Source organism: Atlantibacter sp. MEI4A-1023, assembly GCF_056155425.1.
The window spans coordinates 18,628-43,067 of sequence record NZ_JBRXAC010000002.1 but is presented as its reverse complement, the minus strand read 5'-3'; the positions used below and the strand labels follow the sequence as shown (position 1 = coordinate 43,067).

40 protein-coding genes are annotated in these 24,440 nt (G+C 52.2%); 4 read left to right on the top strand and 36 right to left on the bottom strand.

The annotated features are described in order from the left end of the window. Positions 1-13: 13 nt before the first annotated feature. Positions 14-1,993 carry a TraI/MobA(P) family conjugative relaxase gene (gene traI / locus ACVV26_RS22740; RefSeq protein ID WP_004187323.1) on the bottom strand — a complete coding sequence of 660 codons (1,980 nt, stop codon included), beginning with the start codon at positions 1,991-1,993 and terminating at the stop codon, positions 14-16. Continuing rightward, positions 1,980-2,507: a plasmid mobilization protein MobA gene (gene mobA / locus ACVV26_RS22735; protein ID WP_172740549.1), complete on the bottom strand. Its 528-nt coding sequence runs from the start codon at positions 2,505-2,507 to the stop codon at positions 1,980-1,982. Before mobA ends, traI begins: the two co-directional genes overlap by 14 nt. A 34-nt stretch (positions 2,508-2,541) precedes the next feature. On the opposite strand from mobA, the gene ACVV26_RS22730 reads away from it, so the two are divergent. Then, positions 2,542-2,937, top strand: coding sequence for a hypothetical protein (locus ACVV26_RS22730; RefSeq protein ID WP_019725163.1), 396 nt, complete (start codon positions 2,542-2,544; stop codon positions 2,935-2,937). Between the two features lie 501 nt (positions 2,938-3,438). Here the strand turns inward: ACVV26_RS22730 and ACVV26_RS22725 are convergent. The 14 genes from ACVV26_RS22725 to ACVV26_RS22660 form a co-directional block, all read right to left on the bottom strand. Beyond that, positions 3,439-3,975, bottom strand: coding sequence for a hypothetical protein (locus ACVV26_RS22725; protein WP_004187332.1), 537 nt, complete (start codon positions 3,973-3,975; stop codon positions 3,439-3,441). 132 nt (positions 3,976-4,107) lie between these two features. Further along, complete coding sequence (locus tag ACVV26_RS22720) at positions 4,108-4,419, bottom strand: DUF5983 family protein (RefSeq protein ID WP_004187333.1); 312 nt, start codon at positions 4,417-4,419, stop codon at positions 4,108-4,110. 55 nt (positions 4,420-4,474) lie between these two features. Further along, complete coding sequence (gene ssb, locus ACVV26_RS22715; RefSeq protein ID WP_019725164.1) at positions 4,475-4,909, bottom strand: single-stranded DNA-binding protein; 435 nt, start codon at positions 4,907-4,909, stop codon at positions 4,475-4,477. Positions 4,910-4,980: 71 nt separating this feature from the next. Next, on the bottom strand, positions 4,981-5,202 hold the full coding sequence (locus ACVV26_RS22710) for a hypothetical protein (RefSeq protein ID WP_004187336.1): 222 nt from the start codon (positions 5,200-5,202) through the stop codon (positions 4,981-4,983). 154 nt (positions 5,203-5,356) lie between these two features. Beyond that, positions 5,357-5,641 (bottom strand): hypothetical protein, encoded by a 285-nt coding sequence (locus ACVV26_RS22705; protein WP_004187337.1) that lies wholly within the window; start codon positions 5,639-5,641, stop codon positions 5,357-5,359. A 43-nt stretch (positions 5,642-5,684) separates the two neighbouring features. Further along, entirely contained in the window at positions 5,685-6,125 is a 441-nt protein-coding gene (locus ACVV26_RS22700; RefSeq protein ID WP_015059999.1) for an antirestriction protein, read from the bottom strand. A 200-nt stretch (positions 6,126-6,325) separates the two neighbouring features. Beyond that, positions 6,326-6,631 carry a hypothetical protein gene (locus tag ACVV26_RS22695; protein WP_004187339.1) on the bottom strand — a complete coding sequence of 102 codons (306 nt, stop codon included), beginning with the start codon at positions 6,629-6,631 and terminating at the stop codon, positions 6,326-6,328. 61 nt (positions 6,632-6,692) lie between these two features. Then, positions 6,693-7,103 carry a DUF1380 family protein gene (locus tag ACVV26_RS22690; protein ID WP_004187342.1) on the bottom strand — a complete coding sequence of 137 codons (411 nt, stop codon included), beginning with the start codon at positions 7,101-7,103 and terminating at the stop codon, positions 6,693-6,695. 84 nt (positions 7,104-7,187) lie between these two features. After that, the gene (locus ACVV26_RS22685; protein ID WP_011154457.1) at positions 7,188-7,424 is read right to left on the bottom strand and encodes a hypothetical protein; all 237 of its coding nucleotides are present in this window, start codon (positions 7,422-7,424) and stop codon (positions 7,188-7,190) included. Positions 7,425-7,721: 297 nt separating this feature from the next. Beyond that, positions 7,722-7,952: an Hha/YmoA family nucleoid-associated regulatory protein gene (locus tag ACVV26_RS22680; RefSeq protein WP_004187345.1), complete on the bottom strand. Its 231-nt coding sequence runs from the start codon at positions 7,950-7,952 to the stop codon at positions 7,722-7,724. 97 nt (positions 7,953-8,049) lie between these two features. Continuing rightward, a complete protein-coding gene (locus ACVV26_RS22675) occupies positions 8,050-8,388 on the bottom strand; it encodes a hypothetical protein (protein WP_004187354.1) in 339 nt (112 codons plus the stop codon). Between the two features lie 189 nt (positions 8,389-8,577). Then, a complete protein-coding gene (locus ACVV26_RS22670; RefSeq protein WP_015059998.1) occupies positions 8,578-9,438 on the bottom strand; it encodes a DUF4942 domain-containing protein in 861 nt (286 codons plus the stop codon). A 72-nt stretch (positions 9,439-9,510) separates the two neighbouring features. Next, positions 9,511-9,690, bottom strand: coding sequence for a hypothetical protein (locus ACVV26_RS22665; protein WP_004187364.1), 180 nt, complete (start codon positions 9,688-9,690; stop codon positions 9,511-9,513). Positions 9,691-10,297: 607 nt separating this feature from the next. After that, entirely contained in the window at positions 10,298-11,284 is a 987-nt protein-coding gene (locus ACVV26_RS22660; protein ID WP_254913179.1) for a DGQHR domain-containing protein, read from the bottom strand. Positions 11,285-11,342: 58 nt separating this feature from the next. On the opposite strand from ACVV26_RS22660, the gene ACVV26_RS22655 reads away from it, so the two are divergent. Continuing rightward, positions 11,343-12,040, top strand: a protein-coding gene (locus ACVV26_RS22655; protein ID WP_095033700.1) for an IS1-like element IS1B family transposase whose coding sequence is annotated in 2 segments (ribosomal slippage) — positions 11,343-11,592 and positions 11,592-12,040 — 699 coding nt in all. Because the reading frame shifts where the segments join, the coding sequence is not laid out codon by codon here. Here ACVV26_RS22655 and ACVV26_RS22650 read toward each other — a convergent pair. The 17 genes from ACVV26_RS22650 to ACVV26_RS22570 form a co-directional block, all read right to left on the bottom strand. Next, positions 12,034-12,357 (bottom strand): DGQHR domain-containing protein, encoded by a 324-nt coding sequence (locus ACVV26_RS22650; protein WP_019725063.1) that lies wholly within the window; start codon positions 12,355-12,357, stop codon positions 12,034-12,036. The two genes, ACVV26_RS22655 and ACVV26_RS22650, sit on opposite strands and share 7 nt — an antisense overlap. Before the next feature lie 63 nt (positions 12,358-12,420). Then, positions 12,421-12,687: a helix-turn-helix domain-containing protein gene (locus ACVV26_RS22645; protein ID WP_004187367.1), complete on the bottom strand. Its 267-nt coding sequence runs from the start codon at positions 12,685-12,687 to the stop codon at positions 12,421-12,423. Between the two features lie 44 nt (positions 12,688-12,731). Then, positions 12,732-13,181 carry a JAB domain-containing protein gene (locus ACVV26_RS22640; protein ID WP_004187369.1) on the bottom strand — a complete coding sequence of 150 codons (450 nt, stop codon included), beginning with the start codon at positions 13,179-13,181 and terminating at the stop codon, positions 12,732-12,734. A gap of 121 nt (positions 13,182-13,302) precedes the next feature. Further along, the gene (locus ACVV26_RS22635) at positions 13,303-13,665 is read right to left on the bottom strand and encodes a DUF3085 domain-containing protein (protein WP_004187371.1); all 363 of its coding nucleotides are present in this window, start codon (positions 13,663-13,665) and stop codon (positions 13,303-13,305) included. Between the two features lie 21 nt (positions 13,666-13,686). Next, positions 13,687-13,950 (bottom strand): hypothetical protein, encoded by a 264-nt coding sequence (locus ACVV26_RS22630; RefSeq protein WP_004187372.1) that lies wholly within the window; start codon positions 13,948-13,950, stop codon positions 13,687-13,689. 117 nt (positions 13,951-14,067) lie between these two features. Next, positions 14,068-14,478, bottom strand: a complete 411-nt coding sequence (locus tag ACVV26_RS22625) for a hypothetical protein (protein WP_004206907.1) — start codon at positions 14,476-14,478, stop codon at positions 14,068-14,070. A gap of 28 nt (positions 14,479-14,506) precedes the next feature. Further along, positions 14,507-14,986 (bottom strand): helix-turn-helix domain-containing protein, encoded by a 480-nt coding sequence (locus ACVV26_RS22620; RefSeq protein WP_004187375.1) that lies wholly within the window; start codon positions 14,984-14,986, stop codon positions 14,507-14,509. Then, a complete protein-coding gene (locus tag ACVV26_RS22615) occupies positions 14,979-15,485 on the bottom strand; it encodes a hypothetical protein (protein WP_004187377.1) in 507 nt (168 codons plus the stop codon). Before ACVV26_RS22615 ends, ACVV26_RS22620 begins: the two co-directional genes overlap by 8 nt. A gap of 117 nt (positions 15,486-15,602) precedes the next feature. Beyond that, a complete protein-coding gene (locus ACVV26_RS22610) occupies positions 15,603-16,166 on the bottom strand; it encodes a phospholipase D family nuclease (RefSeq protein WP_019725065.1) in 564 nt (187 codons plus the stop codon). A 9-nt stretch (positions 16,167-16,175) separates the two neighbouring features. After that, positions 16,176-16,619, bottom strand: coding sequence for a plasmid partitioning/stability family protein (locus ACVV26_RS22605; protein ID WP_004187380.1), 444 nt, complete (start codon positions 16,617-16,619; stop codon positions 16,176-16,178). A 2-nt stretch (positions 16,620-16,621) separates the two neighbouring features. Further along, complete coding sequence (locus tag ACVV26_RS22600; RefSeq protein WP_004187382.1) at positions 16,622-17,596, bottom strand: plasmid segregation protein ParM; 975 nt, start codon at positions 17,594-17,596, stop codon at positions 16,622-16,624. A gap of 240 nt (positions 17,597-17,836) precedes the next feature. Continuing rightward, the gene (locus tag ACVV26_RS22595) at positions 17,837-18,577 is read right to left on the bottom strand and encodes a tyrosine-type recombinase/integrase (protein ID WP_004187383.1); all 741 of its coding nucleotides are present in this window, start codon (positions 18,575-18,577) and stop codon (positions 17,837-17,839) included. An 18-nt stretch (positions 18,578-18,595) separates the two neighbouring features. Beyond that, a complete protein-coding gene (locus ACVV26_RS22590) occupies positions 18,596-18,844 on the bottom strand; it encodes a hypothetical protein (RefSeq protein ID WP_004187387.1) in 249 nt (82 codons plus the stop codon). Next, positions 18,841-19,326 carry a hypothetical protein gene (locus tag ACVV26_RS22585; RefSeq protein WP_004187390.1) on the bottom strand — a complete coding sequence of 162 codons (486 nt, stop codon included), beginning with the start codon at positions 19,324-19,326 and terminating at the stop codon, positions 18,841-18,843. Before ACVV26_RS22585 ends, ACVV26_RS22590 begins: the two co-directional genes overlap by 4 nt. Continuing rightward, positions 19,323-19,910, bottom strand: a complete 588-nt coding sequence (locus ACVV26_RS22580; protein WP_004187392.1) for a restriction endonuclease — start codon at positions 19,908-19,910, stop codon at positions 19,323-19,325. The genes ACVV26_RS22585 and ACVV26_RS22580 overlap by 4 nt, the downstream gene beginning before the upstream one ends. Then, positions 19,903-20,151 carry a helix-turn-helix domain-containing protein gene (locus ACVV26_RS22575; RefSeq protein WP_004187394.1) on the bottom strand — a complete coding sequence of 83 codons (249 nt, stop codon included), beginning with the start codon at positions 20,149-20,151 and terminating at the stop codon, positions 19,903-19,905. The genes ACVV26_RS22580 and ACVV26_RS22575 overlap by 8 nt, the downstream gene beginning before the upstream one ends. After that, positions 20,148-20,609 carry a hypothetical protein gene (locus tag ACVV26_RS22570; RefSeq protein WP_004187397.1) on the bottom strand — a complete coding sequence of 154 codons (462 nt, stop codon included), beginning with the start codon at positions 20,607-20,609 and terminating at the stop codon, positions 20,148-20,150. Before ACVV26_RS22570 ends, ACVV26_RS22575 begins: the two co-directional genes overlap by 4 nt. Before the next feature lie 140 nt (positions 20,610-20,749). Here ACVV26_RS22570 and ACVV26_RS22565 point away from each other — a divergent pair, with 140 nt between their 5' ends. Beyond that, a complete protein-coding gene (locus ACVV26_RS22565) occupies positions 20,750-21,295 on the top strand; it encodes a hypothetical protein (protein ID WP_004187400.1) in 546 nt (181 codons plus the stop codon). Between the two features lie 305 nt (positions 21,296-21,600). Here the strand turns inward: ACVV26_RS22565 and ACVV26_RS22560 are convergent, their stop codons facing one another. From ACVV26_RS22560 to ACVV26_RS22550, 3 genes are read right to left on the bottom strand one after another with little or no spacing between them, the layout of a single operon-like run. Continuing rightward, complete coding sequence (locus ACVV26_RS22560) at positions 21,601-22,185, bottom strand: hypothetical protein (RefSeq protein ID WP_015059997.1); 585 nt, start codon at positions 22,183-22,185, stop codon at positions 21,601-21,603. Continuing rightward, a complete protein-coding gene (locus ACVV26_RS22555) occupies positions 22,185-22,343 on the bottom strand; it encodes a hypothetical protein (protein ID WP_004187405.1) in 159 nt (52 codons plus the stop codon). Before ACVV26_RS22555 ends, ACVV26_RS22560 begins: the two co-directional genes overlap by 1 nt. A gap of 24 nt (positions 22,344-22,367) precedes the next feature. Next, complete coding sequence (locus ACVV26_RS22550; protein ID WP_004187406.1) at positions 22,368-22,712, bottom strand: hypothetical protein; 345 nt, start codon at positions 22,710-22,712, stop codon at positions 22,368-22,370. 526 nt (positions 22,713-23,238) lie between these two features. Here ACVV26_RS22550 and ACVV26_RS22545 point away from each other — a divergent pair. Further along, positions 23,239-24,426 carry a type II toxin-antitoxin system RelB/DinJ family antitoxin gene (locus ACVV26_RS22545; protein ID WP_015059996.1) on the top strand — a complete coding sequence of 396 codons (1,188 nt, stop codon included), beginning with the start codon at positions 23,239-23,241 and terminating at the stop codon, positions 24,424-24,426. The last annotated feature ends 14 nt before the right edge of the window (positions 24,427-24,440 follow it).

Here is a 24,440-nt window from a genome sequence, read left to right as displayed (position 1 = left end):
TTCTTACTCCATTTTACTTCGGATTGAATTTGTCGTCGCTTTCACTTCTGAATTGCATTTCATTTTTACTATTATTTTGCTCACGAATCAAACGATGTTTCTCGTTTTGAGCATACGCCTGCTGAGCGGCATCTGTGAAGGTAATGCCCTGCGCGACAGGGTGATTGTGGTTCACAGCTGCATCGACGATACGATTACAGCACAGTTCCTTAAACTCGCCGTCACCATCAACACGAACAGATTTGGCTTTACCAGCAATCGTTAATGCAATTGCAAGGTCAGCCGTTTTCTCTTTGTCGATTCCATTACTTTCTGTCAGCACAATATGACCACGATCAGCCGCTACCGGTTTACCGTCGCGCTCAAAGATAACAGTACCGTCTTTCAAAAGCCGTGGCTTGACACCATGACGTGCTGAGGCCATTACGGCCACATCATCACGATCATGACTGGTGATGGCGTTAAAGGTACGGTTGAACCCGATCTGCTCAACCAGTTGCTGTTTATACTTCTCCTTCTTCCTGGAGGAATAGGCAAAGCCCCTCATTTGGCTGAGCGCTGCCTTATCACCCTTCAGTGCTTCCTGTTCGACCCACTCCCGGTAAGAAAGCCGTGGGTTAGCCGCCCTGAAGCCGTTGCGTTCTTCACGCAAGCTAAGACGCAGATTGGCAACCGCCTGCAGGCGTTTGAACTCAGCCAGGTTGTACATCAGCTTTCTGGTATGAGGATCTGAAACAGAATGCCGGACGTTATTTTTCACCAACCGGGTATGTTGGGCAATTTTCCGGTATTCATCGGCGATGCGATCCTTATCCGGAGAATATATCGGTAAATTGTTTCGGTAGGCGCGATAGCGACCCTTGAGCAGCATTCTTTCTTCTGCGCGCTCAATTTTACGCTGCAGACGTTTATTGGCATCTCGACGATAAGCACCAGGGGTATATGCGGTTTTAAATACCGATACTTTGGCCGGTTCAATATGTGAAGGCTGGTATTCACCAAAGCGCTCTTCCATCGACTTCAGGGTATATTGCGCCTTGTTAAATACCAGACTCGCCTTAACAGCCGTCTTCTGGTTTTGATGTTCGTGGGTAATGACGTAGCCCTTTTTCCCCTGTGCTTTTTCGACACGAAGACCGATGTCTGCAAATGTCTTATGCACATCATCCCAGCTTTTGGCTTCACGAAGCCCAGCTGAAACATGGATCAAGTTTTGACGACTACCGCCTACCTGTTCATCACCAACGATATAGCGATAGAGCGTTTCAACCCCCTCTTTATTCTCCATCTTGTTGATGCGATCGAGTGAGCGCCAGTTGCCCCGCTCTTTCTTGCTGTGAGGGTTCCGGACAATCTGTTGACGGTCATTAACCACATATGCACCGTTTGAATGGGACCAACCATTCTTCAATTCCAGTAAGCGGCACGCCTGATGAAGAGTGTCTTTGGTAAAGCTCGATGAGGCTGCTTTATATGTCTGGGGATTGATGCGGTTAACAGCAACATGCACATGCAGGTTATCTGTATCCCGGTGGATGGCAGCAACATACTGGTGATCGGACATGCCCATCGATGCCAGTGTAAACTTCACCGAATCGAAAACCTGATCATCATTCGGCTTTTCATAGTCAGGCCATGAGAGAACATAGTGCATAACTGGATCTTTACAGCGTGTGCTTTGCTGAGAAACTGAATTCATTTCCTGTGCTGCACCATCGAGCGAGAAGGTATTGTACTGGCAGGTAACATCACCAACCACAACACGCTGTACACCTGGCTCAACATCCACCGGTGTGCTGATCACTTTCTGCTTACGGGTCAGGTAATTGTTTAACCCTTCGAACATATCTGATTTAACAGCCAAAGCCGTCTCAGGAGTAGGCTGAACTGTATCAGTCAACTCCTGAGACGGCTTGTCTGCCATGTACTTAATCAGCTGACCAAAGCTGGACTTTTTGTCCCTTCGGCCCTCAATGATTTTAGGTATCACCATCCATCTCCTGTTGCAGTTTCTGTGCGGCCTTTTTGACCTCGATCAGAATCTCTGAATACTCCTTGCTATGAACTCCGGCACCTTCGTTAAACAGATGTTTTTGAAGGGCTGTTATCTTTACAAGAGCGGCAAGTGCATTGTAATTGCCTTTCGATTGAATGCGCTTTCCAAGCCCAGATTTGATAAGATATTGACTAAGACTAAGCCCTGCTTCATGGGCCTTTTCGGTGAGTTTAGCTTTCACTTCTGTGGAACATCTCACCTGGATTCGATCGTCTGTTTTTCTGCTCTCGCTACGGCTCATCAGATAGCTAACCTCGTTAGGGGGTGTCGGGGCTTGCCCTGACCAAGACGTTTTTGGACGGCCGCCGCGTGTCGGCGGTACTCCAAAAACACATCTTGTCCCGTACTTAAATACCTCATTGAATTCTACCATCGGCGAGGTTTGAAAGCCAGCAGCGAAGGGCCTGGCAGGCAGAGCAATTGAATCGTGCCGGGCATCATGTAAAATCACCCGAATAGCCTGGGTCGATTTTCTCCGGTTCGGCATGGCGATTTTGACATTATTGGGAGGGCATATGCCTGCAAAAAAGAAAGCATTTTATAGCAGTGAGGACATCGGAAAATTCAAAAGCATTCTCGACGACTTGCCTGATGTGACGTCGGAAAGGCTTGAGAAAAAGCACGTACTCGACGAGCTTAAGTCTGACATTAAGAAGCTGAAAGATTCGAAAGGATATGAAGATAAAGAGATACTGAAATTCCTCAACGATGCGGGTTTTTCAGACGTTACATTACGTGATATCAAGGACATTACTGCCGGACGAGTTGGAAAAAAAAGAACCAGCAACAGCCGAAAAAAAATCACTGGAGTTGACGAAGAGCAGCGCACACAAAATAGCTCTACCGCTCAGAATCCTGACGCTTCAGGTCCGCAGTATTAACCTTCACCTTTCACATATAGCATCCCACATTATGATATAGCTCCCGGCCTGTCAGGCCGGGCATGGGTGCTGCCTGTTCGTGTAATTGTGCGTGCATACTTGTCACCGTTCCGGTGACAAGGGCACTCATTGGCCGGAAAAAAATTTTCCGGTTCCGCTGCGATGCAGCGCTCAATGGTGCGCACGTTCAGGGCCACGATCCGCCCTTGATCCCGATAAATTTACAGGGAAAGGAGTCCGGGCAAGGATATTAAAAAGGGGCGCATACAGCGCCCCTGAGACAGTTACAGATTACATTGCGGCTTCTTTAATCCGCCGGAACACTGCCAACCAGAAACGGAAGTGATCCCATTGCGCTGCGTTCATCGGATGCGACTTTGTTTGCACTCCGTTTGCGACATCTTCAGCATAGTGTATAATCCACAATGGCATTTTGAACCTCACAATTTAAATTGCCTACCCAGCCGGATTGTTGGCGCAATCCGGCACCTTTTCTGGATTTCAATGATTCATCACCTCCTTCACATCCAGAACCAAAAAGTTATCGTTAGCGTGACGCTGCCCTACGATGAAAACAGCATCAAAGCGACTTACTGCAACTACGTTTAGTTTGCCTGTAACCTCCTTTCCGTTGATGTTGATGGTTTCATAGAGCACCTCGTATTCCTTCGCAGAATCGGAATACTTCTGCTCTTTCCAGTTTTCTATCTGTGCGATCAGCTCCGGGGCCAGCTGCTGACGAACACGGTTTAGTTCATAGTCACGATTGAGAATCAGGCGGTAATCTTTAATTAGCTGGTTGATAACCTTGTTCTCATCCCACTCGGATAGCAGTGGGCACTGTTCGCACTGTATAACACCATCTTCAATCAGTTTTTCTCTGATGCCATTAACTACCTGTACAGCACTTAATTCACTGTCGTAGTTCTTTTTAATTTCTTCGCTTCCCGGATATACCATAGCGACATCATTAAAATGGCTTACGATTAATTCTGACACAATAAGGGTATAAACCTCATAAGGGTATAAGGCCGCCATAATATTCTCTCCACGTTATTTACAGAGCGTTTTAATCAATATCCACTTTTAAACTTCACGATTATTATACGTCTAATGAGCCATTGCAGGCAAGAAAAAAATGCCCCTTTTCGAGGCAAATTTTTAACCGGTTTACCACTCCCAAACGGTCAGTTCTGGCACCTGTTCCGCATCCCGGTCAAACCAAATCCAGTCGAACCCGGCACCATTTAACGCGGCTATATTATCCAAAGCACTTGCACTGATCCCCGCCCTGGTTAATTCCACTCGCCATTGTTCAGTAGCAGAAATACGCAATATCCACCCATAGCGATTTTTCTCGATCCAGAACAAACCTTGACCGGACAAGTCATCGTTACAGACCTTGTCCAGTAGTTCCGCGTCTTCTTTTTTTACATGGCCGGTACTGACGACCGCCACCCGATATTGTTCACTGATATTCATACTCCCCCCTCTGGATTGGCGGCCCGCGTCCTGCGGGCCGTTCTAACTCAAATACTCACTGCGGGTAATCATTCATATCCGGGAACGGCGGTTCATCATGATTTTCAATGCCTCCCTGGCCTTCTGCACTGGTGTTACGTGGCCCAGCTCCCGGCAGCATCTGCATTTCGCCGTTATTATCGATCACAATTTCCTTATTGCTGCGCATTTTGCCGTCTGTCCCTTGCCATTTGTTATTACGAATGCGCCCGACAAAATACAGCATCATACCCTTTTTGAAGTACTTCCCAGCTGCTTCGGCTTTCTTTCCAAAAATGACAATATCATGCCATTCCGTTTCTTTTTGCTCCTTCCCTTCGTTGTCGCTGTAGCTGATTTCTGTAGCCAGCGTCAGGCTCGCAATGGCCGTTCTGTTTGGGGTGTAACGCACTTCTGCATCTTTGCCAGCACGCCCCATCAGAATCACTTTGTTTTCGCCACGTTTCCACATAATACACCTCATATATTTGATGTTTATCAGTAAAAAATGGGAGGATTAAGGGGGATTTCTCCCCCTCTTTTTCAGTAAAACTTCACGTTCGATTTCAGGGCTTTTTCAAAGTCTTTTACAAAGGAATTTGCAAAAGTGTAATCACGATGAATAAGCTGTTTTGTTTTAGGATTTCGCCACTCAACCTGCACTGATTCGGCTGAGTATTCGATCACCTCGATTTGATTTTTCACACCGAGATAATCAGCAATTGCCATTACGGCATTCACTTTTTTTTGGTCTGCTTCTTTCATTTCAACTCCTTCGCCAGTCGGGGCGCTACCGCGAAAGACTCAACTGCCTTTCGATGTAATAATTATACGTCTAATGAGCCATTTTATCAACTCATCAGACGTATTTTTTTTATTTAATTTTGTTCAAATATGAACATCAAATGATGCCAGACATCTAACCTAATGGCTTGAATTTGGCCTTGTTGTAGGTGATCCGGTAGTCTTTGCACTTCCCGTTCTGCCGCAGGAACTCCAGCGAGACAACGTTAGCAGCGGCAAAATTGATGCACATAATGCTTTCCAGCGCCTCGAACAGGTCGGCTCCATTGGCAAGCGGAAACCACAGATCGTTGTCGCTACCGCTTAATTTTTCATGCAGACAGAAATGCACAGCACGCACGCCGCCAAATTCCGTAACCAGCACCGTATTGCTGGCGCGAATATCAGTTAGTGTTAACATTTTTCCCCCTGTCAGTATTGGCCCCCTCACGGGGGCCGCCGTTTCAGTCAATCGCGCGGTAAATCAAACCGGCTTCGGCGTGCTGGTCGGCATATAATTTGAGCTTTTCCTGCTGGGTGATCAGCATGTCGCAGATGTGCTGATAGCCTTCATCATGTGCGTGCCAGATCATGTGGTTCAGGGTGAACAGGGTCAGCACGATACCGGTAGCTTCTGCGGACAGTTCCCCTTCGAACCAGTTACCGCTAACCGATACCGTGAAGCGCTCTGCGCTCAGTGGGTACATGAAGCCGCTACCGCAAGACAGTTCGACGAACTCCCAGGAACCGCCTTGATAATCGACGCAGAGAGAGCGTGCGAGGTTGTAGACACCGGCCTCACCTGTGAGATACCAGGCGCCGAACAGACGTGGCAGAAAGGCCATGCGGCGGTTATTGGGGATAATGCGTGCAGTGATGGCGGGTTGATTCAGTTCAGTAGACATTTTCTGTACTCCTGCGCCAGTCGGGGCGCTACCGTCGAAAGACCGGATTGCCTTTCGATGTGATTATTATACGTCTAATGAGCCATATTAATCAAGCAAAAAATTCCCGCCTGCCTGAATATTTTCAGGCGGGAGAACTCTTTCCCCTGTCCATTTTTGGGGGCAGGATCACGCCTGCCCCCTTCTGATTCACATGATTACTATGACTTTGTTTCAGCGTTAAAGTGTACGGCGGCGATCCTGACCAACGGGATCACCGCGCTTTCTTCATCGAGCACACGAAAATTTATCGCTTCCCCCAGGTGCATCAGGTTAGCGATAAAATCAACGATGATTTCGGAAACCGGGTGTCCGTCGCAGTCCTGCTCATTCAGGCGCGCAAACAGCGCCAGCGCCTTAGCGGCCTTGATTGCCCGCTCTTCGTTTTCTTCGTCCATACTGCCGAAACACCATTGCCCCTTTTCAATCAGGGCCAGCGTGTCGTAATAGGCTTCATTCTGGGACATGTTTTTTCCTCCTGCGCCAGTCGGGGCGCTACCGTGAAAGTTCGCTGCGTTACTGCGTGAATTAGCCGTTAATCACCTTCGTGATGCACTCCAGCGCCTCAGACTCCTGCGGATAAAGTCGGCGTGCAGCTCCTTCACCAGACTGGATTTCTTCCAGCCGGATAAACTGCGCCGCCAGCGCCACGACTTTTTGCAGCGCCTCGGCATTGACCTCTATTTTTCGATCGCGGGCGGCATCTTCGCGCACCTGCTTTGCCAGGCTCCAGACGGTATCTTTTCCGACGCCATAACGGCTGTGTGAACTGCATTCCGCGATTTCTGCCAGAACGGCTTCGGCCTCATCGTCAGTGAGGTTCATATCACTGGTGCAGTCATGGACATCTTCAGCAGTCCAGATCAGCAGGCTGATCCGCTGCTGTGGATCAAAACTATCGAGAAGCCTTGCGCAAATTTCATTTACGTTACCGTGCATTGTAAAACTCCTGCGCCAGTCGGGGCGCTGCCGCGAAAGACCGGATGCCTTTCGATGTGATAATTATACGTCTAATGAGCCATATTAATCAAGCGATTTTTCACGCTCATAGCTGCTACAGGCAACGCTGTAGCCGTTTGCATCCAGTTCTGAAGGCCAGTCGTCACGCCCGCAACCTGACAGCAGGCAGGCGCTGAGGTGCCCAGGGCGATAGTCGAGATGCTGGCATGAGGCGCAAAGGTCATCATCTGAGATTGAGCGGCCTGCACAGATAGGCGGCGCTCCATCAGTGGGAATTTCTCGAATATGCAGCGTTGTCACTTTTTTTACTCCTGCGCCAGTCGGGGCGCTGCCGGTTAGGGATGCAGGGGGCTGTCGCCCCCTGCGGCGGTTCAGTCCTTACCTTTATCCTTCATGACTTTAATCAGCCCGGTAATGGCTGTAATGAGGGCGGCCACGGCCGTGATAATCTGAGGGAGGTTATGGAGGATTTCAGAAGAGGTCATAATGCACCTGTAAGGCTGTTTAGGAAGGTACTGATTTGAATCAGTAAAAACATTATACGTCTAATGAGCCATATATGCAAGCAAAAAAACGCCCCGTGTAGGGGCGCTGTGATTATTTTACATACTGCCAGACATGCGGCGGGATCTTATCCCAGATGCGTCCCGATGCCAGCTCTGCGCGGCGATGGTCGGCGGCAGCCTCAAAAGCCTCGGTGTCCTCCGGCGGCACCTGTCCACGATCCCGCATGGATTCGTACATTTTTTCCAGTGTGTCCGGGTTACGACTGCGCCGAAAACGGAGAAGGTAAAAACGCCTCCGCGCCTGATAAACTGTTTCCGCCATGTATCTGCGTCCTGAGCGCCTTGTTATTTCGCATAGTATTCACGTTTTGGTTGAATAAGTCTTCGACTATACGCCCCTTGCGGGGCGTAGCAGGCGGTCAGCCCCAGGTGCTGTAAAAATGGCTTTCGTTAGGATCGGTCTTATAAGCCTGTTCGTACTCGTCAATGCTGACAGACGGATGCTCATGGTTTTCACAGATGCGACGGGTCACGGGTTCGCCTTTAAAGTCGTTCAATACCGGCTTTAACTCGCCAGACATTGCACTGTCTGCTTTCACCTGCTGCGCAGCGATGCGGCGCAGTACGGCGGTTTTCTTACCGCGCAGGGCGATCACCTGATAAAAACAGGTATTTGTCTGCTCATAACCCCAGCTGGAAACAAAAACATCACCAAGAGAAACGGAGCCGTTACGGAACTGAAGGGATTGAATAGCCATATTTATTACTCCTGCGCCAGTCGGGGCGCTACCGCGAAAAGCCTCATTGCCTTTCGATGTGATTATTATACGTCTAATGAGCCATATTAATCAAGCAATAAATACATGCCCGGCATGATTTTTTCAGGCCGGGGAATACTTCCTTTCCCTGTTTATATTTCAGGCCGCAAATGCGGCCTGCCGTCTGCATTACACGCGAGGGGGTAACATTCCGGGATAGTGACTGGCAACCAGATTATTGATCTTCTCAACCAGCTCCGGGCGTTTAAACGTAATGTGCGCGCTGCCCTTTTTGTAATATCGCACGCTGAAGTAATCACACTCGAACACCTTACCGTTGAACTGGTTTTCACTGAAAAAGGCATCCAGTTTGGCACCGTCAGAAACGCGGTAATCAGGCACGTTACGCCCGTCCAGCACGTAGAACGGCCGCGCCAGATCGTCAATTTTGGTGTGCCCGTCTGAGCTGAAGCGCACCCAGCTACTGCGCCAGACATCGAGCAACGGCGCGATGATGATACGCTTGCCAAACATGCAGGGGTTATTGGTTTTATAATCCCACGACAGGGATTTAAAGATATCAATCAGCCCTTGCGTGAAAGTATCGGCCTTGCTTGCGTTCAGGTGCCGGAACGTACTCATAACGTTCTCCAGCGTTATCGGCGGCATTTCCTCGCCTGCCACCTGCCGATCCCATTCCTGACGTTGTTTGTTGCTCATCAGCGTATACATGCCGGTTTCCGACATCAGCCGATCCCAGATTTTTCCGTCGATAACGCGGGAAATAGCCGTTTCGGCCTGGTCTGGTCTGGTGTCGCTCCATTTGATCGCGCTCTCTACGGCTTTGTCGTAGTCATACAGGTACTGACAGCCTCCGGCCTGCTGCATCAGATCGCGCGCTTTTCGCAGCTTGTCTATGCCGTCGAGATAGACGCGAATACCTTCATTCCGCAACGAGATAATGCGCTCAATAGCTATGGACGGGATCACTTCACCGCCATGCTGGCAGGACATCAGATCGACCGACGGGAGAGTTTTTTCAGATGACATTTCAGACTCCTGCGCCATGCGGGGCGCTACCGTAAGGGGTGAACAGGGCTGGCAATGCCAGCCCATCAATGATTATTTGCAGCGCTGAAGCAGTTTACTGACCTGCTCGGCCAGCGCATACGTGGACGCATACGGGCCACTTAAACGACGGTTAGGGATTTCGTTGAGGGCATACAGGCACGCCTTCAGCAGCGCATCTTTCTGCGTTTCCAGTTCAGCTTTAAGCTGGGAGGGGGTCAGTGCTTTACTCATAATTTGTTACTCCTGCGCCAGTCGGGGCGCTACCGCGAAAAGCCTTATTGCCTTTCGATGTGATCATTATACGTCTAATGAGCCATAACAATCAAGCGTTATCTGATTAATTTTCTTTGTTTTTTCCTGAACTCCTTTCCCTGTAAATTTTGCTTTTCAGATCCCCATCAGCCCGATGAAGGTGCTTTGCCGGCATGGTGCAGGGGTTCAGGCATCAGACACTAGCGATAGCCCGAAACCCCGCAGGGGGTTCGGCGGAGCTGCCAGGCTTTGCCTGGCTAGCGGAGTGTGGCTGACGACTGCCCGACGGGCAGGAGCCGAAGGGGCCCAGAGGTGTTTTAGTACGACAGGCCAGCCAGAAAACGCCGGCAACTGAGCAGAAATGAACAGGGAAGACACGCTGTGCGGGCGTCAAAATTAAGTTAACTTGCAGACACCAGGGCGGGATCACATCAGAAAAGGCCAGAATAGGGGGCAGGACTCGTCAAAGACATAAAAACGATGATGGGTACAGGTTTTTTAAATGCGCGCCCAGAGAGCGGCTCAGCGCGTTTCAGGGCAATACGGGTTCGATGCCCGTATTGCCCTGCAGGCGGCAACCACCGCGTCAGCCTTCAGCCCCGGCCAGATAGCGGCTTAGCCCCTCACGGGAAGCCAGCACCGACGCTCTGAACTGCGGTTCGCCGTCACCCAGCGCCTTCAGCTTCTCCACGATATTGATCATCGGCACGGCTGTGCGCTGCTTATAACTCTCGATGTCAGCAGCATATTTCAGTAATGCCGTATCACTCGCCTCTTCAACTGGCAGATAAGCACGCAACCACAGCGCATCTGCGAACGGGTCTATCAGCTTTTGCAGCGCTTCAGCCGTTGCTTCAAGCGCCCGCCGGTCAGTTTTAATGGTGCCAGTCTCCGGATCAACACACTTCCCTTCCCAGCACTCAGGTACAAACGACTCCCGATAATGAAAACCGTTGTCTCCGTTTTCCGCACAGGCCAGAAGGTTCTCGATGCTTTCAGGTGTTCTGTGCCGTAACATCCTGGCCGTTGCCATACCGATCGCATTTATCATGATGCCATGCAGTCCCAGCGCCTCCTGACGGTACTCCGCAGCGATATCATCCTGGGCAATATCATTCCAGCGCATCGCCTGTGCCCAGGCAGTCCAGAGCTTTTCTGCCATATCACGCTGTTGCGTCGAGGGAATGCTGTTGGCCCGCAGGTTGAGCATTTTTTTCGTCGCATCGTTCAGTGCTTTAAAGCTGATCAGCCGTGAGCTTTTCGCCGGGACCACGTTGTGTTCAAAATCCACTGTGCCCGCCAGCCCGGTGACGGTTCGGGCCAGATGCATTGCCAGCTGGTTGACCGGATCATTGTTGTTATATGCCATACTGATCGCCGCTGCCGGTTTGCTCGCGTTGTTATTAATATCAGCGAAAAACTGCTGGCGTAACTCAAGTGGCAGGCCAACGGTAAGCAACAAGCTGATCGTATCTTCCGTATTGGAATAATCGCGTACAAATTCAAAAATACCCAGCGCACGGTGCTGGCCATCGAATAATTTTAAATCAGCGTCCATCGGAATTTTAAGAATCCCGGTGATGCTGCCAACTTACTGATTTAGTGTATGATGGTGTTTTTGAGGTGCTCCAGTGGCTTCTGTTTCTATCAGCTGTCCCTCCTGTTCAGCTACTGACGGGGTGGTGCGTAACGGCAAAAGCACCGCCGGACATCAGCGCTATCTCTGCTCTCACTGCCGTAAAACATGGCAACTGCAGTTCACTTACACCGCTTCTCAACCCGGTACGCACCAGAAAATCATTGATATGGCCATGAATGGCGTTGGATGCCGGGCAACCGCCCGCATTATGGGCGTTGGCCTCAACACGATTTTCCGCCATTTAAAAAACTCAGGCCGCAGTCGGTAACCTCGCGCATACAGCCGGGCAGTGACGTCATCGTCTGCGCGGAAATGGACGAACAGTGGGGATACGTCGGGGCTAAATCGCGCCAGCGCTGGCTGTTTTACGCGTATGACAGGCTCCGGAAGACGGTTGTTGCGCACGTATTCGGTGAACGCACTATGGCGACGCTGGGGCGTCTTATGAGCCTGCTGTCACCCTTTGACGTGGTGATATGGATGACGGATGGCTGGCCGCTGTATGAATCCCGCCTGAAGGGAAAGCTGCACGTAATCAGCAAGCGATATACGCAGCGAATTGAGCGGCATAACCTGAATCTGAGGCAGCACCTGGCACGGCTGGGACGGAAGTCGCTGTCGTTCTCAAAATCGGTGGAGCTGCATGACAAAGTCATCGGGCATTATCTGAACATAAAACACTATCAATAAGTTGGAGTCATTACCAGAATCCCCACTGCCGGCGAGAGTTCGCTGGGAAGGAATTCAACATGACTATCAATATTTCCGGTAATTGACGGCAAAATATAGGGAGCTCGTTTTGATGTTGCGCCGGCAACATAATTCCGTATTTTTTTGGCCCGCGTTTTGTTCGCTTCTCGCTGGCTGCGATCCATAACATCGCCATCATTGTCCATTGCAAGAATACGACGTAACACGACCATAGGAACCGTCAGCATGTATTGTTCTATGCCGCCCTGTATTCCGCGTGTGGCCGGGACTCTGAAAAAATAGTTATCAGTATTCATAATATTTCCTTCGTATATCCGATACGTTCAGGAAGCACGTTTGCGCGTCGGTGTTTTGCGCTGCTATTTCCAGATCGGCGGTAAGCCGGCATCGATGCAAAGGACGCACCAGACGGAATACGCGATGTCACTTTCTCCGTTCACCCAGCGGCGCACCGTTCTGCCGTTCACGCCGACATGTCGCGCCAGTCCCTCCTGACTCAGGTTGAGCACATTTTCCAGCAGATAGCGGAGTTCATCCCCCGTCGGCGGGGTCCATTTATCAGCGGGACGGAAACAGCTTTCGCGGATCGCGCCCACGTTAAGCGGCACGGTATATTTATTGCCCATAGCAAGCCTCCAGAGCCGGCCGCACCACTGTGCGGCCGCGGTTATCAAATCAGACCATGTTCAGCAAAAGAGTAAATATCGCTGCCGCCCACAATCAGGTGATCGAGGACTTTGACATCAACCATCCCCAGCACCTGCGCCAGACGCTCGGTGATCAGCTTGTCAGCCTGGCTGGGTGTAGTGTTAGCGGAAGGATGGTTATGCGCCAGTACCACGGCGGCGGCATTATGATGCAGGGCGCGTTGCAGGACGATACGCGGATGAACGGTGACGCTGCTGATAGTTCCCTTAAACAGTTCTTCAAACGCAATCACGCCGTTGTGGCAGTTAAGAAAGAACGCGCAGAATGATTCGCGTGGTTCTGCAGCAAGACGAAACCGCAGTAAGGAACGCGCGGCGTCGGCGCCGGTGATAAAATCCGTTGTGGTAATTTTACCGGCAATAATGGCGTCCGCCTGGCGGATAATGTTGAGTTCTTCTGCTGAAAATTTCATATATTTCCCTCGTTAGGGGACCTGAGCACCATGCCCGGCCACAAATATATAATAGGACATTTTGTCCTAGATGTAAATACAGTGAAATATAAAAAAGCCCGATTTAACGGGCTTTTATGGTCTATTTCTGTCCCCCTGCAATAACTTCCAGTTCCGTCTCTGAAAGCATAATTTTCAGGCAGGGTTTGGTACGGCTGAGAAGTTCAATCGACCTCGGATCGAGCTCCAGGGATTCGCAAAAATCATCTCCGCCACAGGCATCACGCATCCGGTCCCAGAGCTCGTCAAAATCCGTTGTATCCGGATTAAAACCATTGGCGTAACAGACATTGTGCATCCCATTACTGTTTTTCTCACCTTTCGCCGCCATCACATACACGCCATGATCTTTGACAAAAAGAAGCGGGCAATTAAAACGCTTAACTTCAGCAATAACGACGTTGAGCATAGGATCAGTAAAAACAAGTTCTGATTGCATGGTCATAGTGTATTTACTCCCTGAAAGCTATTTGTTGACCGCAGCGGCGGTGAGAATGTCAGAAAGCGACCCCAGCAGATATAATTCGGTGAGCTCGCCTGTTTCATTCAGAATAAATAGCCCTGCAGGTCGGCCATTATGAAAAATAATGGCTTCATGCGATTGATGTAATTCACACTGACACAGCGAGAAATAAATAAGTGACCATTCAGGGGAAATAACGGTTTTATTGCCATGTTCCCGGATATAGCGGGCAACATCAGCCTGTTGCTGAGAATTGAGAGCAGTCATAAGGTGACTCCTGCGCCGGTCGGGGCGCTACCGTCGAAAGACCGGATTGCCTTTCGATGTAATTATTATACGTCTAATGAGCCATATAAATCAAGTTAATTTTGTTATTTCCCTGGTTTAAGGAGACTCTTTCCCCTGTAAATTTTGCATCACAAGCGCACCGTTCGGGCGCTGCAGGCGAATAATATCGTTCTGGCGAGCGTCTTTTTCCCGGATGATCCGCCAGGTTTCGGTGACGGCGCCGGCTGGCTGATACAGTCTGACCTTCACCTCGGAACGCTCTGCAGACAGCACAATGCAGCCTTTCTCATCTTGTGCAGCTGCGTGCCGGGCTTCATCTTTTTCCCGCGGACAGTCATCAAATCCTGATATTCGGACCGGGTGGCCATCGATATCAACCTGATAGCCGGGCGAAATCACGGGCACGGGCTGTGGCACATTCGGGAAATAATCAGCCAGATCACACCCTGTCAGGGCTACGGGCACAAGGCAGGCATACAGCATTAACATTCGGCGTGTGGTGATCATAAAGGGTCCTCTCTGGTCGCCGCGGGCCTTATTTCGCCTTCTCAACCAGCTGCAGTGACGGATGCTCACCGGCCAGAAGTAACAGGAAATTGAATTCCCCGGTCTTGAGCTTTACGCCGCGCTGAGCAGCCTTTTCTTTGGTCTGCCATGACGCCGGTTTATAGCCAAACAGCGCTGCAATTTCAGCGTGCTTCAGCCCCAGCGCCAGACGCAGGCGGCGAACGTCTTCGGCCGTGGCGGGATCTTTGACCATATCATCAGGACTGAATGCCCTGTTCAGGCGGTAATCAGGATGCACGCCGGCGATCAGCATCAGCATGTTATATTCGCCTGGGCGAAGACTGGTCTTGTTGTACTGGCTGAGATCGTCGCTGATAGCTTCCTTACGCTGCCAGGCGCGCAGTTCGTACCCCATGACAGCCCCTAATGCGGTTTCAGTCATGCCCATTTTTTCCCGGAGCGTCTTCACTGTTTCCGGCTGCGGAACGACGCTAACCATCTTAATCATTACCCTTCTCCCAGAAGTCTGAATTCAGAAAAATTTTCACCTGGCGCGTGCGGGGATAGTCCTGGTGCTTCAGCCCCTCCCGCGTGTCAGACAGGTACTGCGTTTCCTGCTGCACCTTGTTGATTTTGCCATTCCATTTGCGGGCCAGCGCCCGGTAACTCCCGTTCTCCAGCTGATAAACTTCAAACGTATACTTGTTCGGACCGCTCCAGCCTTCGTTGTAATAGACCTGTTTCATAGGATCTGCCTGATCGATGCGCCCCGTAAACATGACATCCCGGCTGCATTGCCTGAACCAGTAACCGCGGGGCATAGCCGGTGGCCGGTCGCTTATTTCCCGTCTGGATAGCGTGCCGAAAGGCTGTGAGCGCAGGTGACAACCTGATCTCAGGTCAATCTGGCATGGCGTGTTGTGCAGGGACCAGCGCCGCTGCCGCAGACAATGGCTCAGGGTGATCACAGGAACGACACGGGAAACGAACAGGGGGAATGATTGCATGGTTTTACTCCTTCGCCAGTCGGGGCGCTACCGAAAAATGAGCCTTGATAATACGACGAATGAGCCATATAAATCAAGTTAAAAATCAGGCGGCAGAGTTTCTGCCGCTGCTGTAGGTCAGTACCGTGGAGCCACGTCCTTTCCTTCGTCCCATAAACGGGAAAACTCGTTCACGTAGGCTTCAGTTACTGCAGGCGCGCCGCTGATCAGCACCACATTTTCCGCATTACGACTGTCTGCGCTGGCGCTGAAGTTAAACGAGCCGGTCAATACGGCGCGGCGGTCAAAGACCATGAATTTATCATGCATGGCCTCGTAGTTATCGTTGATCCGCACCGCCACGCGGTTATTGGCCAGAAAGTTCACTTCGGTGTACCGGTTGTCGTTCGCTTTGCGATCGGCCACCACCACCACCGATACGCCCCGTTTTTTTGCGGCACGCAACGCGCCGGCAACAGGACGACTGGTCAGGCTGTACGCGGCAACCAGAATCTCATGCTGCGCGTGGTCGATTGAATCCAGAACCAGATTTAATGCGGTCCCGCCGGGTGAAAACCCGGTTTTCACTTCAGTCGCAGCTTGCGCCTGGACATCGCCGGCAATATTGCCGGCCGCTGTTACCGGGTTTGCTGCCACGGCGCCGGCGATGAGGGTCAGGGTTAACAGCACATATTTTTTCACGCAGCCCCCTTAATCATCATCCGGGAACAGATGCTGGACGTTCTTACGGGTTTCTTCCAGATTCTTATCCTCCGGTGCTGCCGGTTCGGGAGCCACGGCGGGACTGTTTTCCGGCGCAGCGCCGCCTGCCGGCGACACCGTATTGCTGCCACCGCCGGTGGCCTGCAGAAACGCCTCAACCAGACGCGCCATTTCTCCTGTATCCTGCTGCGGCAGCGTACTGCTGATGATCCGCTGAATATCCTGCATCGTGGTGCTCTCCGTCAGGAATTCAGCGATCAGGAACGGCAGGCGTTCGTCCTGCTTCATCAACGCGGCACCACAGAGCATCATGGCGCGCATCGCGCGGCCACGCTCTTTCTGAGGCAGTTTCTCAAGAAAGCCGTCGGCTACCCGGTCCGCCGCATTGCGCTCCGGGTAGATATAAAACGAGCACTTACGGTTATCAGTCATACTCAGCCCTTCATTGCCACCATACCCAGAACCAGATCGAATTGCGGGTTATCACTGACGAAGAAACGATCGTCACTCACCCCCGTGGCCTGCTTCACTGCGCCGGCGACCAGGCTGGCACCGCCACCGACAACCATGACGTGCGTGAAGCCGGCAAAGCGGCCAACTGAATCGGTGACACGGTGCGTCAGGGCTTTTTCCCGCTCATGCAGTACCTTCATCACCTGGGCCCGCTGGTCAGCATTCTGGAGGTAACGGGAAAGAAACGTTTCGTCATTTCGCGCCTGGATCAGACGGTCGGCAAAATACGAACTGGTACGGGTGCTCACACTGGTATCCAGTGCATGTTTTACGGCTTCGGTGATGATGGATACGCCGGTTTTAGGATCGCAATGCGTCTTGGTGAATCCGGACATTTTGCTGCGAACGTGCGCGATATCCAGCGTGGTTCCACCGATATCCACAATCAGCAGGGAGTCCAGATCGTCCAGATCCTTCAGCACACTGAAGCCTGCAGGGACCGACTCTGGCAGTACGCTGACTTTACGCACGGTAAAGCTCTCACGCCCCTGAACGGCCACCGCGCGCTTCACGTTCGCTTTTTTCCGCTCGATGTTGGCCATATTAGGCTGATCGTTTTCATCCAGGTACTCGCCCAGCGGCAGCGTCACCACAACATCAACCGGCTGCGGTTCAATGCCAGACTGCATCAGGGCATGGTGGATAGCGACGACATTCACATCACTGTACTGATAGCGTGTTTCCGTGGTGCGCACGGCATCCGGGCTCAGCTGGTCAAAGCTGTACTTTTCCCCGTCAATTTCATAGTTGGCGGAAGCCGGCACCGATGAATCTGTCAGCAATGTCATGGACCATTCGGGCTTGAAGCTGTTCGGACTGATCAACGTTTTCACTGCGCCTTCTTCCATCCAGGCCAGTTTGATGTTGGTGGAACCGTCATCAACAAAAATACGCATTTTGAACCTCACATTATTTAGAAAAAAACCGTAGAAATCAGGAAAAATACAGCTTTCAAATGGATTATTACGCATCTCTGCTGACGTGTAAAGACAAAAAGATGCACCAATATAGAAAAATACAGAAAAATACCGAATAAAAATCAACAAAAGACGGTCAGACCGTCCTGAAAACGGTCTGACATAGAAAGAAAAGGGATTTATTTAGATTTATACGGAAATATCAGGGAGGGATACAGATTATTCCGGGAGCGTTAAATGACTGTCTGGCAGGCTGAATCGGACGCCATACTGACGACCAACATCGAGCGCAAACACGCGCGTGTAGGTTTCTGTGGTTTCCAGCCGGGAATGCCCGGCATAAGCCTGTACAACTTTCAGCGGAACCCCATGCTGGATCAGGTGCATACAGAAGCTGTGACGGAACGTGTGGCAGGTAACAGGGATACTAAAAGTGACAGAGTCACGTTTTGCGAGGTCCAGTGCCTTCCTGATCCAGTTACGCGGCGTGTTATCACTCTGCACCGGCCAGAGCAGCTGCTGTTTACCAATACGCAGGGTGGTCAGAAATTCACGCACCTTCCTGACATATTGAGGATCGGTCAGAGGAACAAGACGGAACACCTCTTCATCCTTGCCCGGCCTGCCGCGGCCACGCTGACGCTGTTTAAGCGTCTTCAGCCGGACAAACGGCCGGGAACCGTCAAGCTGAAAGCTGGCGCCGGTCAGCGCCAGCGCCTCATTAATACGCGCGCCCGTGTTCCAGAGGGTATCGAAAAGGACCTGCTGGCGCAGGTCTGGCACATACCGCAGAAACACCGACACCTCCGGGGCCAGCAGGTATTTGGGTAAATCAGCCTGGCTGGCCATCTCCCGCAGCGCCAGCGCATCGGCATAATCGAAGTAGGCATATGTCACGCGCCCGGTCCCGATGGCGTCGCTACGTGAATTCTGGGAAATTTGCAGGGGGAAAGTGTTCAATTTTTTAAAATCCGCTAATCAGCCGTCAGGCGACTGAATTTTATGAAATTTCTCGCTGAATTCGACCGCATCCTGCATATCAAACGTCATACTGCGGGTGGAGGCGGTCGAGCTCCAGCTTTTCCCGCCTTCGATTCTGTAAGGGGGTAGGGTCAGTCCGCGTAAAGGCTTGTCATGCCGGGCTGCAAAAACCAGCTGCCCGGCAGATACTTTTAACATCATAGCAAACATATCCGCGCTGATTCGGCGGCCTTTCAATCCACTCATAACAACCTGTAACTGAATCCTGTACCACGACTTTTGTTGTAAATCTGCTGACCAGACTGACCTTCATCTTCACTGAATACCACCATACGGCGGCCGTTAGTCAGTGAATCCATTTTACGCTGTGCGCCATTATCGTCATAACGCACAGGCAGGCACGCACCTTTATGGCTGTTTTCACTCTCGACGCGGAACACCCTTACCCTGACGGCGTTCTTCCGCACCTGGTCAGGATCTTCACCACTGACCACGCCCGTCAGTTTCTGAAGCGTATCTGCCGGACTGCTGTACTCAGCCTGGCTGAGATAGCGGCCGTTCGGGGTTAACCAGAAATCCTGGCTGTCACTGACACGGTAGGTTTCGCCGTGGCTGGCGATGCCTGAGACGTTACAGAAGCGGTCATAATCGGTGGGCTGTCCGGGGAGCATGGCGCACCCTGTCAGCAGCAGTGCCGGCAGGGCGGCGACGTATCCTTTGAATTTCATGTTGTCTCCTGTTCAGGATGAACCATTTCGGTCGGTGGCCGGTATCCCGGATACGGGATAAACGGCGCATCGGTGGCAATAAGGTCTAGCAGCTTCTGGCCACTGACCAGGATCATGCGGCTGTCTCCGCGAATGAGCGATTTGGTGCCTTCGCGCGTTTTGCCGGTATGGCAGAAAAAACCGCGGGCACCGGTGGCGTTCAGCAGGTCGCTGAAGTCACGGACGTGGCCAACGGCAATATAGCTGGTATAGCGTTTGGCCTGGATAAGCCAGGTCTGGCCATCAATCTTCACACGGCCATCAATCCCGCCGTCACCGGTATACCGGCGGTTACGGATCACTTCAAAGCCCCGGCGTTCAAAGCCTTCAAGCAGCAGCTCTTCGAACACAAACGGGTCAATCTTGCGCAGATAGGCAATTTTCTGCCCGAAATGCGGAAACGTATTAATTTTATCGATCACACGTACCGCGCTGGCCTGTTTCCGTTCGTGCCGGCGCCGGCGTCGCCGTGTACCCTGCCAGAGGCCATACAGCAGGATACCCGCAAGGATAAAAGAGCCGACAACATGGATGGACTCATTCATTATCGATCCTCAGCACTTCATACTTCAGCTGCCGCAGCAGCCTGTCTTTGCTCATGGTTTTCAGGGTGGGCCATTCCGCTTTCAGCGTCAGCGCGACGGTGGCAAGTTGTATGGTCCGGGGTACTGTCTCACCGTCCTCATATTTTACCAGGCTGGTACGGCTGATACCGAGCTCAGCCGCGGCGCGTTCCTGGGTCCAGTTCAGGCCCCGTCGCCACAGGATCAAGTCAAAGCCGGTCAATCCGCCGCACTCCCATGCTCAGTGCCGGGCTTCGTGCCGGCGGGTACGGCCTCTTTCCCCTGTGCCTTTTTTTCCGCCGGGGCCGGGTAGGCCGAGGCCAGTTGTGCCCGGAAATCACGCCACGCTGACAGCCAGAGCGCATCAGATACCTGGTCAGACGACAGATTAAGGACCGCATTGCGGTCACGCCAGTGGCTAAATGTCTGAGCCGGAAGGCCGGCACGCCGGCGCAACTGCTGCTCGTCGAAATAGGCACACTGAACCAGGAGGTGTCTGACGTTCTGCGGGACAACTTCATCTCTGGCCCCTTCCGGCACAGCCAGCATCCCGGCGCTGCATATACCCTGAATGCCCGCCTCGGTATAAATCTGCTGCAGATTGGTATCATCAACCTGCGCAGCGCCGGCGGTGTGCGCCACAACCAGCATGATGCCGGCAATAAGTGGTTTCTTTATCATGCGTACTCAGCTCCTGGCCGAATCCTGGTGGACTGGCCTGTTATAATCTGCCTGTATTTATAGCCTGAAAATGTTCATATTTGAACATTTTTTATGTATATTATTTCCGCAAATTCGCCATAAACACAACAGGAGACGCGATGGATATCAACTACTACGATAAACATCAGGAAGAATTTGAGGCGGTCACGCTGGCGCTGAAAGCCAATCTGGAAGAAGTTTGGGGCAGCAGCCTGAAAAATCAGGGGGAAAGCCTGGATGATCAGGTGACGTATATGAAGCTATTTGAAGAGCTGCAATACAACCTCAATCCGTACTACTTCAAGGAGAACACCTCAGCAAAAGAGATGGATGAAGATAAAGTAGCGGCCTTTGTGGCCAGAACCCGCGACTATAAGCACGGCATTACCATTAAATCCTGGCCGGGACGCCCGCAGAAATGGCTGAAAGGCCGAATCAAACCTCTTCATCCTGTGGAAGGCACAAACCTGTGCTGGATCGACACGTCCAACATTGTGCATATCGGTGCCGATAGGCAGTTTGACGATCAATATTACCTCACCGTGACCACACAGAACGGTCAGAGTTACCGCGTGAATGATGTCCTTCTGCCTGGACGCCTTCTGGATGCCGCTCATGAAGCCCTGTTCAGGGCGCTGGATTCAAGCACTGGCGGTAATTTCTGATACGGAGTTGCACCACGTTTATCGGGTACTTATACTGACAGTGATTAACAAATTAATTTTCCGTTTACTCCGACAGAAAGTTAAGTAGTAAAAACGTCTAGTAATTAAAAGGAGCCCTTCCTCACCAGTTGGGCTCCTTTTGTATATCCTTATTCATTTCATCAAATGTCGGTCCGAGAACTGTCCGCGGCCAGTTTCTGAATTGCACTGATCTCATCTCCGGTCAGCTCAGCACGACTGTCCAGCTGCTGCACGTTTTTGCTCCGGACCTCCCAGAAGTAGTACAAAAAGAATGCCTCGCATGTTCATGACTCTTCTCCCTGTTCGTTTTCACCTGCCCGGTATGCCCGCTGCCCCTTATAACCCAGCAGGGATTCGCACATCAGGTCAGTGATGCGTGCAATAGCGAGATCCGCATTGTCAGCACGCAGGGAAATCACGGCCGTTTCGCCCCGGTTCGCGGCATTCCAGACGCCAGGCAGCAGCGTCTGGAACCGGGCCCGGTCATCCCCCTCCGACAGCAGGGCCATTTCCGGTAGCCGTTCGCGGATCACCGCTTCACTGGCCTGCCGCAGGATATCGTCACGACTCCAGATGCACAGCGTTGCCGGTCCGCTGCGCATGAGGATAGTAGCAGCGTCAGCCATACTCAGTGTGTCCAGCTTCAGCATCTCCATGCCCGGCCGACGCAGCACAAATCCTATGGGCCGGCGGTACTTGCCCAGCTGCAGCAGATCGTCGTCTGTAAGCAGCTCCAGGCCACGCTGCAGAACCAGATGAAGCACGTCCGCTTCTTTGACCGGGCGGATCAGGTTTTGCCTGGCATTTGCCCGGACGGTCAGAACTTCAATACGATGCCAGAGCTCGTCATTAATATGCTTGGTGGCCATCAATCCTCTCCTTTACGGGCACGAATATAAATCAGCGTCACAACCACAACCGCGCCTATGGCCCAGCTAATCGCGGAGTAACCCTCCGGCATGTAGATCATGACCAGCATTGCCAGCAGTAAATATATAACGGCAGAAATCACCCCCTGACGCATCATAACCCCCTCTCTGTTAAACATTGTTCACTGGCCACCGGAATGCTCCCCGCCGACATAAAACCGTTTTCCATCCGCCGCTTTGCCCAGGCATACGGTTTGACCTGTGCTTAGCTGGCCGGCATCCATCATGAACGGCGCGCCCGGACCGCGAAAAACGTCCGTATCGAGGGCGGCAGGTTCGCCGGCAGCGACCGGCCGGACCATGCCCATATCGTAGCTGTCCGGCAGGTTATCCGGCAGGCAGGCCTGCGTGTAGTCGTCCGCGACCTTCTGCGCCTCTTCCTGCGTGGGGTAACGACCCAGCACGCCGGTGATCTCTTTCTTCAGTCCGAAGCCGTAGCCGCGAACCTTGTACGCTTCATATTCCATACCATTCACTCCGCTTGCCGTTGTTTACTGAATAACCACACTCTAATAAATTAGGTTTCATTCGTATATTATAAATATTTAGATTTAGCACTAAAAGCTAATTTAATAAAGCAACACACCGGTAATCATCACGCTGCGTGACGACCGCACGATTTACCCCGCCGGATGATTTGCGCCCTTATCTTTTCACCCTGTGACTTTTACGCCCGCAACCACCGGAAAATACCTTTTGGCCGGTGCCGCCATTGCGGAAAAAACGTAAATACCGGAAAAAACGAAATCAACAGGGAGAGGAAGGCAGGGGAACGGTCGCGCGGCTGCCGGCGCGGACACCATATCTTGTGCCGTTTCCGGCTGACGGAGCCACTACATATAGCGTTATCCACAGAAACGGTGGATAAGTGGCGGCGCTGCGGAGAATACCGCTAAACCGCAACGGCGAAAAAATGTGGTCCCGCGCGCAAAAGTGCGGTACAAATGGCTGTACATTATGTAAAGCCAGATGACTGTACAAAAAGGAAGGAGCATGACCGGTTTTTTTGAACGTAAAAAGCGGGCCAAAAACGCCCAGCTGACCGTGCGTCTCGATGAGCAGCTGAAGAAACGCGCCGAACTGCGTCTGGAGGCAATGGGGATGACCGCCACGGAAGCGGTGGAGCAGCTTTACCGCTTCATCGCCGATCACGGCCGGATGCCCGTCACGGAGCGTATCGTCACATTTGACATCCAGTCACAGCGCGGCCGCGCCATCGCCCTCAATCCCGCCGACGCTGTGACCGAAAACACCCGGCGGTTTCTGCAGTCGCTGGGAGCTGTGGAAGTGGTCTGCTGCGATCCCGCTGCATTTGAACAGGCGGTACTGGAGTACTTCAGCCTGTATGTGGCCGACCAGGCTGCCTGTTTACTGGCCGGTGTACTGAACGTCACGTTCATGGTTAATGCCGCCAGTCGCGTGAAAGATGACTGGCATGACAGGCTGCTGTCCCTGTTACAGCGCGACTTTGATTTCAGCGAAGAACAGTCAGTGACGTTCATTAACAGCATCGTAGACAGCGAACATGTCGATCCTGCCATCGTCAGTCGAAATAATACGGCCTGGCGGAGCGGAAAAAGCACCGGGTCCGGCGCCGCCGTCCTGCAGCGTTTCCTGACGTTCCTGGCGGAGCGGGGCGTCAGCTGCAGCGATCCGCAGAGACTGACCGAAAGCGCCGGCCGTGCATGGGGCGTGCGTGAAAATATGATCGGGAATATGCCCCCGGACATGCAGCAGGCCATAAACGATGGCGTCATTTTTGAGGCCAGCGCTGACACGCCGGACTTTTCCCCTGAGCTGGCGGCGGCGTTTGGCTTCACACAGGCCCAGGCAGAAGCGGTGCTGAAACCCGCCCTGGCCGCCAGGGATCTCCCCGGTTTCCTGCAGCGCTTTCTGGCGTTCCTGGCCGACCGGGGCATCAGCTGCAGCAATCCCCGGCGGTTTACTGAAAAGGTCACTGAACACGCCAGCCATGAGGGGCTGCACCGGCTTATTGCGATGTTGATGTCGCGCATCAGGGATGAGGGGGTCTGTTTTGTCTTTCACAATGAATCCCCGGACGAACTGCCGCGCCTGGCCGCGTCACTGCCCGGCGAACTGGCCGATACCTTCGGGTTTACGGGATGGCAGGCAACAACAATACTGCGTCAAATCCAGCCGGCACGGCCGGGGCAGGATTAGGGCCGGGAGCCTCA